The organism is Halorarius halobius, from assembly GCF_024298865.1.
GTDB lineage: Archaea > Halobacteriota > Halobacteria > Halobacteriales > Haloarculaceae > Halorarius > Halorarius halobius.
The window spans coordinates 127413-141365 of record NZ_CP101161.1 but is presented as its reverse complement, the minus strand read 5'-3'; the positions used below and the strand labels follow the sequence as shown (position 1 = coordinate 141365).

General features: G+C 69.3%; 16 protein-coding genes. 6 read left to right on the top strand and 10 right to left on the bottom strand.

From position 1 onward, the window contains the following. Nucleotide 1 precedes the first annotated feature (1 nt). Together NL112_RS00730 and NL112_RS00725 are read right to left on the bottom strand one after the other, a co-directional pair. A complete protein-coding gene (locus NL112_RS00730) occupies nucleotides 2-754 on the bottom strand; it encodes an SAM hydrolase/SAM-dependent halogenase family protein (RefSeq protein WP_255150706.1) in 753 nt (250 codons plus the stop codon). After that, a complete protein-coding gene (locus NL112_RS00725) occupies nucleotides 754-1287 on the bottom strand; it encodes a nicotinamide-nucleotide adenylyltransferase (protein WP_255150705.1) in 534 nt (177 codons plus the stop codon). Before NL112_RS00725 ends, NL112_RS00730 begins: the two co-directional genes overlap by 1 nt. A 168-nt stretch (nucleotides 1288-1455) precedes the next feature. Here NL112_RS00725 and lonB point away from each other — a divergent pair, with 168 nt between their 5' ends. After that, entirely contained in the window at nucleotides 1456-3519 is a 2064-nt protein-coding gene (gene lonB / locus NL112_RS00720; protein ID WP_255150704.1) for an ATP-dependent protease LonB, read from the top strand. Then, nucleotides 3519-4298, top strand: a complete 780-nt coding sequence (locus NL112_RS00715) for a CPBP family intramembrane glutamic endopeptidase (protein ID WP_255150703.1) — start codon at nucleotides 3519-3521, stop codon at nucleotides 4296-4298. Before lonB ends, NL112_RS00715 begins: the two co-directional genes overlap by 1 nt. Before the next feature lie 108 nt (nucleotides 4299-4406). Here NL112_RS00715 and NL112_RS00710 read toward each other — a convergent pair whose 3' ends face one another. Beyond that, on the bottom strand, nucleotides 4407-4877 hold the full coding sequence (locus NL112_RS00710) for an MGMT family protein (RefSeq protein WP_255150702.1): 471 nt from the start codon (nucleotides 4875-4877) through the stop codon (nucleotides 4407-4409). An 80-nt stretch (nucleotides 4878-4957) separates the two neighbouring features. Here NL112_RS00710 and NL112_RS00705 point away from each other — a divergent pair, with 80 nt between their 5' ends. Then, nucleotides 4958-5407, top strand: a complete 450-nt coding sequence (locus tag NL112_RS00705; protein ID WP_255150701.1) for a bis(5'-nucleosyl)-tetraphosphatase — start codon at nucleotides 4958-4960, stop codon at nucleotides 5405-5407. Here the strand turns inward: NL112_RS00705 and NL112_RS00700 are convergent, their stop codons facing one another. Further along, nucleotides 5408-5671: a glutathione S-transferase N-terminal domain-containing protein gene (locus NL112_RS00700; RefSeq protein ID WP_255150700.1), complete on the bottom strand. Its 264-nt coding sequence runs from the start codon at nucleotides 5669-5671 to the stop codon at nucleotides 5408-5410. A 79-nt stretch (nucleotides 5672-5750) separates the two neighbouring features. Here NL112_RS00700 and NL112_RS00695 point away from each other — a divergent pair, with 79 nt between their 5' ends. Continuing rightward, nucleotides 5751-6767 (top strand): DUF5787 family protein, encoded by a 1017-nt coding sequence (locus tag NL112_RS00695; protein ID WP_255150699.1) that lies wholly within the window; start codon nucleotides 5751-5753, stop codon nucleotides 6765-6767. Here the strand turns inward: NL112_RS00695 and NL112_RS00690 are convergent, their stop codons facing one another. From NL112_RS00690 to NL112_RS00675, 4 genes are all read right to left on the bottom strand, one after another. Continuing rightward, nucleotides 6768-7280 carry a DUF5797 family protein gene (locus NL112_RS00690; protein ID WP_255150698.1) on the bottom strand — a complete coding sequence of 171 codons (513 nt, stop codon included), beginning with the start codon at nucleotides 7278-7280 and terminating at the stop codon, nucleotides 6768-6770. An 82-nt stretch (nucleotides 7281-7362) separates the two neighbouring features. Further along, nucleotides 7363-9618, bottom strand: a complete 2256-nt coding sequence (gene ppsA, locus NL112_RS00685) for a phosphoenolpyruvate synthase (RefSeq protein ID WP_255150697.1) — start codon at nucleotides 9616-9618, stop codon at nucleotides 7363-7365. Between the two features lie 89 nt (nucleotides 9619-9707). After that, the gene (locus tag NL112_RS00680) at nucleotides 9708-10616 is read right to left on the bottom strand and encodes a PhzF family phenazine biosynthesis protein (RefSeq protein WP_255150696.1); all 909 of its coding nucleotides are present in this window, start codon (nucleotides 10614-10616) and stop codon (nucleotides 9708-9710) included. Nucleotides 10617-10661: 45 nt separating this feature from the next. Further along, nucleotides 10662-11123 carry a nucleoside deaminase gene (locus NL112_RS00675; protein ID WP_255150695.1) on the bottom strand — a complete coding sequence of 154 codons (462 nt, stop codon included), beginning with the start codon at nucleotides 11121-11123 and terminating at the stop codon, nucleotides 10662-10664. A gap of 90 nt (nucleotides 11124-11213) precedes the next feature. Between NL112_RS00675 and NL112_RS00670 the strand changes: the two genes are divergently transcribed. Both NL112_RS00670 and NL112_RS00665 read left to right on the top strand, forming a co-directional pair. Further along, nucleotides 11214-11909 (top strand): phosphoribosyltransferase, encoded by a 696-nt coding sequence (locus NL112_RS00670; RefSeq protein ID WP_255150694.1) that lies wholly within the window; start codon nucleotides 11214-11216, stop codon nucleotides 11907-11909. Between the two features lie 10 nt (nucleotides 11910-11919). Then, nucleotides 11920-12798 (top strand): prenyltransferase, encoded by an 879-nt coding sequence (locus NL112_RS00665; RefSeq protein ID WP_255150693.1) that lies wholly within the window; start codon nucleotides 11920-11922, stop codon nucleotides 12796-12798. Between the two features lie 21 nt (nucleotides 12799-12819). Here the strand turns inward: NL112_RS00665 and NL112_RS00660 are convergent, their stop codons facing one another. Both NL112_RS00660 and NL112_RS00655 read right to left on the bottom strand, forming a co-directional pair. Then, nucleotides 12820-13404, bottom strand: coding sequence for a hypothetical protein (locus NL112_RS00660; RefSeq protein ID WP_255150692.1), 585 nt, complete (start codon nucleotides 13402-13404; stop codon nucleotides 12820-12822). Between the two features lie 51 nt (nucleotides 13405-13455). Further along, a complete protein-coding gene (locus tag NL112_RS00655) occupies nucleotides 13456-13950 on the bottom strand; it encodes a DUF8162 family protein (protein WP_255150691.1) in 495 nt (164 codons plus the stop codon). Between the last annotated feature and the right edge of the window lie 3 nt (nucleotides 13951-13953).

Genomic DNA, 13953 nt, shown 5'->3' with positions numbered 1-13953 from the left:
GTCAGGGCCACCGGAGCTCAACGGCGTCGCCCGACGAGAACCCGAACGCCTCGTCGCCGCGTCCCCGGTTGACGGCGAACTCGACGTTGCCGTGGCTCCCCACCGTGACCAGCGGGTCGCCCACCGCGACGTGGGCGTACGACGGCACGACGGGGTACCGCTTCCCGTCGACGACGACCGCCTCCCGGTCGTCGAGGACGTCGCCGGGGACGTTCGAAACGGTGTTGCCGAACTCGTCGACGACGAGCACCTCCCCGTCGACGCCCGCCTCGCGGACGACGGGGTCGGGGAACGCGACCGTCTCGTACTCGTCGGTTCGCGAGAGCGCCGGCAGGCGGTCGAGTTGGTCGACGCCGACCTCGTGGACGTCGGCCGAGACGGGCGCGAACACGTCCCGGCCGTGGAACGTGTGGCTCGCGGGCTCTTTCACGCTCACCTCGAACACCTCGATGTCGTCCGCGAGTTCGCGCGCCGGCGGGAGCAGGACACCGTTGTCCGGGCCGACCAGCGCGTGCTCGTCCGCCCGCACCACCAGGGCCTTCCGGTCGGTGCCGACGCCGGGGTCGACGACGACACAGTGGACCGCCGGCGGGAACTCCGGCAGGACGAAGCGGAGCCAGAACGCCGTCGCGCGGACGTCCTGTCGGGGGAACGAGTGGCTCACGTCGACGGTGTCGGCGTCGGTCCGGCGCGCGATGACGCCCTTCATCGCGGCCGGGTAGGGGTCGCCGAAGTCGGTCGAGAGCGTTATCATCAGTCGCTCGGGTCCCCGTCCCCGTTGGCGTCGCTGTCGGATATCTGCTGGATGCGGCTCGCGCCGTCTATCTCCGCGATGGTCTCGACGACGGCGTCGGGGACGAGCGACTCCCAGTCGCCGCCGTCGGCGATACGCTCGCGCACCTCCGTCCCCTCGAACTCCTCGCGGCGGTACATCGGGGACTGACGCACCTCGATGCCGGCCTCCTCGAACAGGCGGACGACGAGCGGGTTGTTCGAGTACGCAACGTCGAATCGGGGACTCATACTCTGGACGTGGCTCACCCAGACGGCGTTCCGGTTGAGGTCCTCGATGGGCACCGCGTAGGTGATGAGGTCCATCTCCGCGGTGGCCTTCGTCAGCATCATGATGCGCTCGCCGGCCGTGAACGGGTTGCGCGCGGTGTGGCTCTGGTCGGCGCTCCCGATGCCGAGGACGAGTTCGTCCACGTCGCCCGCGATGCGTTCCACCATCGCGTGGTGCCCCTCGTGGTAGGGCTGGAAGCGGCCGATGTAGATGCCACGCGTCATACGCCCGGGGTCGGCCTCCTCCGGTATAAGAACGACGAGTCACCGTGCGGAACCGGAACGAATTGCCACACCGCTTCTGTCTGGTGGTTTGGGGCGCGAATTGGGGTCGGATGGGGGAGAAAGTATATCAGTTGAGGACCCGTCCCTGTACGTACACAGAACGGTTCTATGAGCGACGATATGGATACGGACGACGTTCCCGATACGCGGGACGAGAACCCCCCATCCGGGCGGGACAACAGCAACGACCCGGAGGGGGCGGTGACGCCCATCGACGAGGTCGACGACGACGACCTCGGGAGCGAGGTCACCGTCGAGGCCGGGGCCGAGTTCGACGAGAGCGAGGAGGACGGCCTGCTCGGTGGTCTCCAGATAGAGACCTCCGAGGAGATCGAGGTCCCCGACCGCCTCGTCGATCAGGTCATCGGGCAGGACCACGCCCGTGACATCGTGCTGAAGGCCGCCAAACAGCGCCGGCACGTGATGATGATCGGCTCGCCCGGGACGGGCAAGTCGATGCTGGCGAAGGCGATGTCGCAGTTGCTCCCCCGTGAGGAGCTCCAGGACATCCTCGTCTACCACAACCCGGACGACGGCAACGAGCCGAAGATCCGGACCGTGCCCGCAGGGAAGGGTGAACAGATCGTCGAGGCCCACAAGGAGGAGGCGCGCAAGCGCAACCAGATGCGCTCGTTCCTCATGTGGATCATCATCGCGGTCGTGTTCGGTTACTCGCTGCTCATCGCCCAGCAGATTCTGCTGGGCATCCTGGCGGCGGGTGTCATCTACCTCGCGTTCCGCTACTCCTCGCGGGGTAGCGACGCGATGATTCCGAATCTGCTGGTCAACAACGCCGACCAGCAGACCGCGCCGTTCGAGGACGCGACCGGCGCCCACGCCGGCGCGCTTCTGGGCGACGTGCGCCACGACCCGTTCCAGTCGGGCGGGATGGAGACTCCGAGCCACGACCGCGTGGAAGCGGGTGCCATCCACAAGGCGAACAAGGGCGTGCTGTTCGTCGACGAGATAAACACCCTGGACATCCGGTCCCAGCAGAAGCTGATGACCGCCATCCAGGAGGGGAAGTTCTCCATCACCGGGCAAAGCGAGCGCTCCTCGGGCGCGATGGTCCAGACGGAGCCCGTGCCCTGTGACTTCGTGATGGTCGCGGCCGGCAACCTCGACGCGATGGAGAACATGCACCCGGCGCTCCGCTCGCGCATCAAGGGGTACGGCTACGAGGTGTACATGGACGACACCATCGAGGACACCCCTGACATGCGCCGGAAGTACGCCCGGTTCGTCGCCCAGGAGGTCGAGAAGGACGGCCGCCTGCCGCCGTTCACGGGTGAGGCAATCGAGGAGATCATCCTCGAGGCGCGTCGCCGGTCGGGCCGGAAGGGCCACCTCACGCTGGAGTTCCGGAACCTCGGTGGGCTGGTCCGCGTGGCGGGCGACATCGCCCGTGCCGAGGACCGCGACGCGACCACCCGCGACGACGTGTTGAAGGCGAAGAAGCGCTCGCGGTCCATCGAGCAGCAGCTCGCCGACGACTACATCGAACGCCGGAAGGACTACGAGCTGACGGTCAACCAGGGCGACGTGGTCGGCCGCGTCAACGGCCTCGCCGTCATGGGCGAGGACTCCGGCATCGTGATGCCCGTGATGGCGGAGGTCACGCCCAGCCAGGGGCCGGGCGAGGTCATCGCCACCGGAAAACTCCAGGAGATAGCGATGGAGGCGGTACAGAACGTCTCCGCGATAATCAAGAAGTTCTCCGACGAAGACATCTCGGAGAAGGACATCCACATCCAGTTCGTCCAGAGCTACGAGGGCGTCGAGGGCGACTCCGCGTCGGTGACCGTGGCGACCGCGGTCATCTCGGCGCTGGAGAACATCCCCGTCGAGCAGGACGTCGCCATGACCGGCTCGCTGTCGGTCCGGGGCGACGTGCTCCCGGTCGGCGGCGTCACCCACAAAATCGAGGCCGCCGCGAAGGCCGGCGTCGAGAAGGTCATCATCCCGAAGGCGAACGAGCAGGACGTGATGATCGAGGACGAGTACAAGGAGCAGGTCGAGATCATCCCGGTCTCGCACATCTCCGAGGTGCTCGAAGTCGCGCTGTCGGGTGAACCCGAGAAGGACTCGCTGGTCGACCGCCTCCGCTCCATCACGGGCAAGGCGCTCGAACAGCGCGAGGTCGGCGGCACCGGCTCCCCGAGTCCGCAGTAGTGACCGACTGGGCCGCGTTCGCGGGCATCGCGGCCGCGGTCACGCTCCTTCTGCTCGCGCTCGCACGCGTGAGCACCGGCTACGCGACGCTCCCGACCCGCGAGGACGTCGAGTGGCTGAACGGGCTCCCGGACGACGCGGACCACCTCGACACCGCGGACGCGCCGCGTCCCGCGCCGCCGGCGGCCGACCTGTCGACGGGCCTGCTGTTCGCCAACGTCGCCGTCTCCCACGGTTTGTTTCTGGTCCTCCTCGTGGCCGGTGCACTCTACACGGGCGTGCCAGCGAGCGCGCTCGGGCTCTCGGTTTCCATCGAGGAGGTAGCGCTGGGCGCCGGGTTCGGGCTCCTGCTGTCGCTGGGTAACACCGTGGCCGGCGCCGCGGCGAGCGCGCTCGGGTTCGCCCCCAGCGAGGAGTTGCGGGAACTGCTCGCGCCCGACTCGACGGGGGGGTGGCTGTTGCTCCTCGGCGCCGTCCTGCCGCTCATCGCGGTGTTCGAGGAGTTCCTGTTCCGGGCGACGCTCGTCGGCGCGTTCGCCGCCGGGTTCGGCGTCTCGCCGTGGCTCCTGGCAGTCGTGTCGTCGGTGCTGTTCGCACTCGGGCACGGCGCACAGGGGCCGGCGGGCATCGTCGTCACGGGGGGGCTGGGGTTCCTGCTCGCGGCGGGCTACGTCGTGACGGGGAGCCTGCTCGTGGTTGTCGTGGCCCACTATCTCGTGAACGCGCTGGAGTTCGCCGTCTACGAGGGGATAGGCGTCGAGTTCGCGTGGCAGGGCTGACAGGCGGCGCGTGGGGTATCGCCGAACGGCGCGTCGCACTCCGGCCTCGACCGTTCGGCGGCGGCTCGTCAGGGCACGCGCCGGGTGGCCGCGCTCTCCTACAAAAACCTACAGTCCCTCCAGCGACCGCAACCGCTGTTCCACTTCGGGCGGGGCGGCGCTCGGGCCGTCCCGAACGCGGTGGTCAGGGATGAGAAGCGGCGCGGGGTTCTCGTCGAGTGCGGTGCGGACGAGTTGCTGGTCGTTCATGTCGTCGGCGTCCAGGCCGGCGACCATCGCGGTCAACTGCTCGACCGACGTCTGATCGCCGTACGGTATCTCGCGGACGCGTTCGAGCACCGTCCGCTGGTCGGTCGGCATCGTCAGGGCCACGTCGACGTCCGAGAAATCGGCAGTCTCGCCTTCGAGGTACGCCTCGATTCGGTCGAGCAGGGGGTGGTCCTCGGTGGCGCCCTCGTCGGGGTCGGTGGGGAAGGAGACGGACAGCACCTTCCCGGAGGCGTACCCGACCTGCACGTAGCGGTCGAGGTACGGGGACTCCCTGGCGAAGATGCCGGCGTCCTCGGCGACGTCGTCCATGGAGCGGTCAACGCGCCTTCGGCGCTTCAAAGTTCTCCCGTTCGACACGCTAATAAACGGTGGTCGACTAAAAACGGGTAATGATAGAGGCCACGAGTGCGGGAGCCATCCTCTTCCGGGACACCCGTGGCCGGCGTGAGTACCTCCTGCTCAAATCTCGGCCCGGCGACTGGGAGTTCCCCAAGGGCGGCGTCGAGGGCGAGGAGGAGCTACAACAGACCGCCATCCGCGAGGTGACCGAGGAGGCCGGCATCGAGGATTTCCGGCTGTTGGATGGCTTCCGCGAGGACTACGACTACGTGTTCGAGGCGAACGGCAACACCATCCACAAGACGGTTCACCTGTTCGTCGCGAAATCGTTCGAGGCGTCCGCCGAACTGTCGAAGGAGCACCGCGACATGCAGTGGCGCGACTACGACCAGGCGATAAACACCATCACGCAGGACGGCCCCCGCGACATCCTCGTGGAGGCTCACGAGTTCCTCGACGACTACTTCGAGGAGGACGAGGAGGAACGCGGGGCGACCTGACTACTCGTAGCGGTCCTCCAGGTACGCGACGATAGCGTCGGCCTCGTAGCGCCGCTCGTCCGTCGCGTGGTCGACGAGGAACGGTATCTGGTCCTCGCCGCCGATGGCCTCGAGCTCCTCGTGGGTCGACTCGTTCGTCACGTCGCCGCCTTCGCTTCCGGGGAGCCGCGGATTGTGGACGACGTAGGAGACACCGAGTTCCGAGAGCGTCCGGCGCACCTGCTCGCTGTACGGGCAGTCCTCCGACTGGTACAACTCCAGCATACTTTCGCTGACGCGGGCATCGCCCGTGAAACTACACCCCGGTCGACGCGCTTTACTGCCGTGCACGCCTGCTCCGGATGTGGACGAACCGGAGTTCCTCTTCGAGTTGCGGGTCTGCCGGTGGGCTGAGCGGGCGTGGCCCCCCACCGGTGAGCGCGACGCCGTCGTCGTCGCCCGCCAACTCGGCGTCCGAAATCGCCGGTGGGACACCATCGTCCTCGAGTGCGATTCCGAGGCACTCGATGCCCGCGCGGTGTTCGGCGAGGAGCGACTCGACTCGGACCTCCTGCACGTCGTCCGGAACGCCCCGGGCTCGTGGGCGTGGTACCGCGACGCCCTGCCGGACCCGGGCTACCCGTGGCGCTACGTCCGCGAGGCGGTCCACCGCGCCGCCGAGCGCGGCCTCGTCGAAACGCGGGAGGGAACGAACGGCCGCATCGAACTCCGACGCACCTACCGCTACCCCGACTGGGTCGAGCGCGTGGTCGCCGTCGAGAACAAGCCGGACCTCGACGCCAGCGCGGCCCGCGCGCTCGCGGACCAGCTGGAACGCGACGTGGCGCTCGGCCTCGCGGACGAGGTGTGGGTGGCGACCCGGGCGACCGGCGCGGACGTGGAGCCGGCGCTGTACGAGCGGCTCCCCGTCGAGGCGGGCATCCTCGCCGTCGGCGAGTCGAGCGTCGACGTGGCGTGGCACGCCACCTCGCTCGACACCGACGCGCCCGGCACGCGCATCCTGGAGCGGCCCGAGGGCGCCGACCACGACCGCTCGGCCGCCCGCTTCGAGTACGCCGGCCCCGACTGGAAGGCCGACAAACGGCTCGAAATCGCGGAGCGAGCCTACGAGCGGGGCTGGCGCTCGTTCGTCGACACGATGCGGCCCGACTGTCGCCACTTCGAGATACGCGACCCCGACGTCCCGCTCCCGTACTGCACCGCGAAGGGACGACACGTCACCTCGGGGGAGTGTCGCCACGCCTGCCCCGAGTTCTCGCCGGAACCCCCGGCGTGGCGCTCGAAGGGGTGGCCGCTCGACGGTGGTCCGGGGCGGGCGATACAGCGACTGCTCGACGACCAGCGGGCTCGCCGGCGGTAGTCAGGCGGAGGAGGGCTCCAGCAGTTCGACCTCGATGTCCTCGCGGGCGACGGCGAGTTTGAACGTCGGCACCGTCCGCCGGACGGTAGTGACGACGCCCTTGTTGGCGAGCGACCGCAGGCCCGAGCGCACGTCGTCGACGTCGGGGTCGAACCCCTCGTCTCTGAGCTTGTGGAGCACGCTGACGACGCTCTCGGAGTCCTCGTCGTGCGCCGCGAGCACCTCGACGATGGCCCGCTGGAGTTCGGGCACGCGAACCACGCGCGGGCCGTCGGCGTCGGCGTCGCTCTCCACGCCGGGTTCCACGTCGACGAGGCCTGCGGCCTCCTCCGTCGCGCGGATGAGGCTGTTCTCGTCGCGGTAGTAGTACGGCTTGAGCTCCGACTCGAGGAACTGGTGGACCTCGCTCCCGGAGTCCATCCCCCACCGTTCCTGCAGTTCCCCGTTTTTCGTCGGCTGGAGCGCCACCACGTCGGCCAGCCTGGCTTTCGCCTCCTCGGAGAGTTCACTCATCGGGAGTGAGTTGGTCATCGGCCCTCTTCGGCTTTCCGAAGCCAGCGGCGAGGGCCGGCCGGCGGTGGGAGAACTGCCCGGGCTACCGGACCGAGTCGAGCAGTAGCTTCTGTTCGACGCGCTTGACTTCGTGTTGGACGTCACGCACCGCGTCGATGTTCGCGGAGATCGAGGAGACGCCCTCCTTGACGAGGAACTGGGCCATCTCGGGTTTCGAGCCCGCCTGCCCGCAGATGCTCGTCGCCACGTCGTGCTCGCGGCACGTCTCGATGACGTCGCCGATGAGTTTGAGCACGGCGGGGTGGAGTTCGTCGAACCGGTCGGCCACGTTGCCGTTGTTCCGGTCGACCGCGAGCGTGTACTGCGTGAGGTCGTTCGTGCCGAATGAGGCGAAATCGATGCCGGCCTCGCACATCGCCTCGACGCCGAGCGCCGACGCCGGCGTCTCTATCATCACGCCCCACGACCGCTTCTCGGGGTCGACGCCCGCCTCCTCCATGAGGTTCCGGGCGCGGATGACGTCCTCGCTGTCGTTGACCAGCGGGAACATCACCTCGACGTTGTCGTACCCCATCTCGAACAGGCGGCGGAACGCCTCCAGTTCGTGTTTGAACACGTCCGGGCGGTCGAGCGAGCGGCGGATGCCCCGGTAGCCGAGCATCGGGTTGTGCTCGTCGGGTTCGTCCTCGCCGCCCTGCAGTTGCCGGAACTCGTCGGTCGGGGCATCGAGGGTGCGGACGCGGACGGGACGGGGGTAGAACTCGTCGGCGACGCCGCGGACCCCCTCGACGATCTCCTCGACGTAGGCGTCGACGCCGTGGTCCTCGATGTATCGCTCCGGGGTCTTGTTCGTCGAGAGTATCATGTGCTCCATCCGGAGCAGGCCGACGCCGTCCGCGCCGGTCGCGGCCGCGCGCTCGGCGGCTTCGGGGATGGAGACGTTCACCTTCACCTCGGTAGCGGTCATCGGCTTCACTGGGTTCTGGGGGCGCACGTCTGCATGCTGTTCGTCGGGTTCCGTCTCGCCGGCGCTTGCACCTTCGGTGATGGTGCCCTTGTCGCCGTCGAGCGTGACGACCTGGCCGTCGCCCAGTGCCTCGGTCGCGTTGCCACAGCCGACGACGGCGGGGACCCCGAGTTCGCGGGAGACGATGGCTGCATGCGAGGTCATCCCGCCCTCGTCGGTGATGATGCCGGCGGCGCGTTTCATCGCCGGCACCATGTCCGGCGTGGTCATCTCGGTGACGATGATGTCGCCCTCCCCCACCTTGTCGAGCTGGTCGAGTTTGCTGACGATACGGGCCGCACCGGAGACGATGCCCGGCGAGGCGCCCAGCCCCGTCACGAGCACGTCGCCGTCGCCGCCGTCGGCGGTCGCGGCGTCGCCTGCGTCCTCGGAGATGGTCGTGATGGGCCGCGACTGGAGCATGAACACCTCGCCGTCGACCAGCGCCCACTCGACGTCCTGCGGGTCGTCGTAGTGGGATTCGGCCCGCTCGCCGAGCTCGATCAGCGTCCGGATCTCGTCGTCGTCGAGCACCTGTGCCGTCCGCTTCTCCTCGGCCACCTCCCGCTCGACCGTCTTGCCGGTCTCCTCGTCCTTCTCCATCATCACCTTCTTGTCCGCGACGGTAGCCTCGAGCACCTCGCCGTTCTCGCGGTCGATGACGTAGTTGTCGGGGGAGACGGAGCCGGAGACGACCGCCTCGCCGAGCCCCCACGCCGCCTCGATGATGAGTTTCGGCTCGCCCGTCGACGGGTGGGAGGTGAACATCACGCCCGACTTCTCGGCGTCGACCATCTTCTGGACGACGACCGCGATGTCGACCTTGTCGTGGGCGAACCCCTGCTCCTGCCGGTAGTAGATGGCCCGCTGGGTGAACAGCGAGGCCCAGCACCGTTTCACGCGGTCCACGAGGTCCTCGCCGGTGACGTTGAGGAACGTCTCCTGCTGGCCGGCGAAGGAGGCGTCGGGCAGGTCCTCTGCGGTCGCCGACGAGCGGACGGCGACGAACGCCTCGCCGTTGTCGAGGTCCGCGTAGGAGGCGAGTATCTCCTCGCGGACGTCCTCGGGCATCTCGGTGCCGAGGATGAGTTCCTTGGCGGTCGCCTCTGCCTCCGCCAGCGCCGCGGAGTCCTCGGCGTCCACGTCGACCGCCTCGAACAGTTCCTCGTCGATGCCCGTGCGCTCGATGAACTCACGGTACGTCTGCGCGGTCACGACGAATCCGGGCGGCACCGGGAGGCCGGCCCCGGTCATCTCCCCGAGCGACGCCCCCTTGCCGCCCACGGAGTTCAGGTCGTCGGACCCGATTTCGTCCAGCCAGAGTACAGCCATCGGTCTCTATCGGAATGGTCCGTCACACCGATAAAGAAGGTTCCGAAGCGCGCGAACGTGGGCAGTATTGCCTGTCACGGGGTCGCGTGTCACGCCTCCACGATGTCGTCGTCCTCGTCGTCGGGCACGACGAGGTCGCCGTCGAGCGTCACGGTGGCCTCGCCGCCGACCCGGACGACTCCCTCGGTGGTCGCCGCGCCGGCCTCCACCAGCGCGTAGCCGCCGCGATCGAGGAAGAACCCCTGCTCGAACTGCATCCGCTCGGGCACCGGGTCGAGCGCCGCGTAGTGGGCGAGATACGCCCCGCACGCGCCCGAAGCGGTACCGGTCACGGGGTCCTCGGGGACGCCAGCACCGGGCGCGAACATCCGCGCGTGGAGCGTCGAGGCGCGCTCCAGCGTGTCGAACGTGAACGCGAACAGCCCCGTGCAGTCGTGTGCGTCGGCCAGTTGCTCGATGGCGGCCATGTCGGGGGTCATCTCCGAGAGGTCAGACAGATACTCGACGGGCACCATCAGGAACGGCAGGCCGGTCGTCGCGCGCGCCAGCGGCAGGTCCGCCTCCAGCCCCGTCAGCGCCTCCTCGCGGACGCCGAGCGCGTCGGCCACCTCGCCGTAGGTCGCGTCGACCTCCCGTATCCGCGGCTCGTCCTGGGTCATCCAGACGACGCCGTCGTCGAGTTCGACGTCGAGGACGCCGACGTTCGTCTCCAGGCTGTGCGTGCCGTCCTCGAGCCCTTCCTCGGCGAGCAGGGCGTGGCTGGCGACGGTGGCGTGGCCACAGAGGTCGACCTCCTGTGTCGGCGTGAAGTAGCGTACCGCCCGGTCGGCTTCGTCGCTGTCCAGCAGGAAGGCCGTCTCGCTCGCGCCGAGTTCCGCGGCGATAGCCTGCATCTGGTCGGCGGTCAGTCCATCGGCGTCGGGGACGACGCCCGCGGCGTTGCCGGCACACGGGTCGCTCGTGAACGCGTCCACCAGCAGGGCACGACGGCGGTCCATGTCCGGGGACTGCGGCGGGCCCGGCAAAAGCCTGCGGGTCGCCCGTCACCAGTAGTCGCGGTGGACGTCGGCACCCGCCTCCGGCAGGACGGGGCCGACCACCTCGACGTCGCGGCGCCCGCGGTCGAGTATCTCCGTCGAGGGTACCGCGAGGTCGCCGCCGGTCAACTCGCCGGCCCGCTCGGCCGACACCGAGTAGACGACGGCCCCGAGCCCCGCGATGTGGATGCCGCCCGAGCACATCGGACACGGCTCCGTCGAGGTGTACATCACCGTCTCCGCGCACTCGGCGGGCGTGAACTCGCTGGCGGCCCGCTGTGCGAGGGTCAACTCCGGGTGGCGGCGGAGGTCGTCGGCCGTGCTGACGGCGTTGCGCGCCTCCATCACCACCTCGCCGTCCCGAACGAGCAGGGAGCCGAACGGCTCGTCGCCACGGTCGGCGGCCTCCCGTGCGAGTTCCAGCGCCCGCTCCATATACCGCTCGTGGTCCAGCGCGTCGAAGTCCATACACCGACGAGGGACCGCGCCACCGAGAAACCTCGGGCGTCGCCGTCGGGACTGGAACGATTTAACACCGCTCGCGTCCCAGCGGCGGCCATGAGCGACCTCCCGGACGACTTCAAATGCACCATCACAAACTGGGACTACATCTACGACCTCTGTCGCGGCGTCTCGAACGACGTGAAGGCCGCGGAGTTCGAGCCCGACGTGGTGGTTGCGCTCGCCCGGGGTGGCTGGTTCGCCGGGCGGTGCATCTGTGACTTCCTCGGGCTGGACGACCTGACGAGCCTGAAGATGGAGCACTACGTCGGCACCGCCGAGAAGAGCGGCGAGCCAAGCGTCCGCTACCCGATGCCGGAGGGGAGCGTCGAGGGGAAGGACGTGCTCATCATCGACGACATCGCGGACACGGGCGGGAGCATCCGCCGCGCCCACGAGTACGTCTCCGAGCGGAACCCCGGCGAGGTGCGGACCGCGACGCTCCAACTGCTGGGCACCAGCGAGTTCGACCCCGACTTCGTCGGCGAGAAACTCGAGGAGTGGGCGTGGATCGTCTACCCGTGGAACTTCATCGAGGACATGATAGACCTCACGGAGGGCGTCATGGAGAAGGCCGACGCCGAGACGTTCACCCGCGAGGACGTCCGGCACTACCTCTCGGAGTTCCACGACGTCGAGCGCATCGAGATGGAGATAGCGCAACCGGGACGACTGGGCGAGGTGCTCGGGGAGATGGAGCGCCGGGGCGTGGTCGAGCCCGCCGGCTCCAGCGAGTGGCGACTCGCGGAGTGACCGGCCCGTGGTGAGCCGGCGGCTCCGCGCGCTGTGGCGGATGAGCCGGCCGGCACAGCTACTGCTCGTCGTCGCCGTCTACGCGCTCGGGGTCGTCATCGCCCGGGGGATGGGGGCCCCGCTCGCGCTCGGGCCCGTCGCCGCCGGACTCCTCGCCCTGCTTCCGGTCGCCGCGAGCGTCCACTACGTCAACGAGTACGCCGACCACGAGACCGACCGGCTGACGACCCGGACGCCGTTTTCGGGCGGGAGCGGCGCCGTGCCCGAACTCGGCGTCGACCGCTCGCTGGCGCTCCGGGCCGCGACGGCGACTCTCACCGTCGGCACGGTGGCGGCGGTCGGTCTGTGGGTCGTGGGTCTGCTCTCCGATTCCGCGCTCGTCCTGCTGGCGCTCATCGCGGTGCTCGGCTGGCAGTACTCGGTCGGCCCGCTGGCGCTGTCACGGCGCGGTCTCGGCGAACTCGACAACGCCCTGCTCGGTGGGGTCGTGCTCCCGCACTACGGCGCGGCGACGCTCGCGCCGCCGGGCCTCGCGGTGTGTCTGGCCGTCCTCCCGTTCGCGCTCGTCGTGTTCTGCAACCTGCTCGCGACCCAGTGGCCCGACCGCCGGGCCGACGCGCAGGTCGGGAAGTACACGCTCCCGACGCGGTGGTCGCCCCGGCGGCTCCGGCGGCTGTATCTGCTGGTCGCGTTCCTCGCGTTCGCGGGGCTGGTCGCGCTCGCGGGCGGCGTCCTGCCGCCGCTGGTGGCGGCGGCGGGCTTTCTCGCACTCCCGTTCCTGCTGTGGGGTGCGGCGACGTTCACCCGCGACGAACGACCCCTTCCGACGGTCGCGGGGATGGTGGTGCTGGCCGTCGCCCAACTGGGGGCGTGGCTGTGGGTGGGGTGAGCCGCTCGCGGTTCCGGCCGGTCAGTCCAGGTCGGCGTCGCGGGGGTGCTCGTTGTTCCGGAGATAGTGGTCCGTGACGAATCGGTCGTCGTCGAACCGGACGAACCCGCCGCTGTCGTACCGCGCCGGTTCGACGCCCACCCGGTTCCGGATACGGTAGGCGGCGACGGCGCCCGCCCCGCCCTTCTCACCGTACAGGTGGGTAAACTCGTTGGCCGGCTCGACAGCCGGGCGGTAGGCCGCCGTCTCCGGGTCCCACTCGTACACCCGGCCGAACCCCTCGTACTCGACTTCGTGACCGAGCACCTCCACGAGCAGACCGTCGCCGATGCCGCCGTTCACCACCCACGCGCGCCACGCGTCCGCGATGCCCGATTTGAACGTCCGCCCGCCGACGTACACCTGTTCGCGCGCCTCGTCGACCTCGACCCGAAGCGCCTGCCTGTCGAAGTCGCGCTCCCGGTAGCGTTCCGCCCCGGGGTCCCAGTCGCCGGCTGGCAACTCCGCCACCGGTGCATCGGGGAGCCCGCGACACGCCGATGCCACCTCGTCGAGCGGGGTCGTCGCGGGCCGGATGGTGAACGCGACGTCCTTGTAGTTTCCCATGCCGCCCCCGTTCTCCACCACCGCGTAAAGCCGCTGTGCCGAGGGCGGCCGCTACGTCGGTAGCGCGAGGAAGAAACTGACGAACAGCAACGGCACCGCGAACAGCAGGACGTACCAGACCGCGCCCGCGACGAGCAGGACCCACGTCGACGGTCCGTAACCGGTCGGGTCCCAGTCGACGCCGGCCCGCGGGAGACCGAGGACGGCCGCGGGCGGGCCGAGGAGGACGTAGCCCAGCGACACCGGCACCACGACGTCGAGGATGGTGTTGGCCATCGCGCCTCCGGCCTGGGGTCCGCTTGCGTCGGTGACGGCCAGAGCCCCGGTGACGCCGAGTACGTACGGCAGTGAAGCGGCGACGCCGACGAGCGGGTACGTCAGGTACGGCGATTCGGCGGGCGGTAACGACCGGAACAGCGACCGGACCCGGGTGGACGCGAGGAACGGCGCCCACAGCACCGCCGCCACGATACCGGGGAGAAGGAGGAACGCCAGCAGGACGAGGTAGCCGACGACCTCGCCGAGCACCGACTGGAGGGGAACCATGGC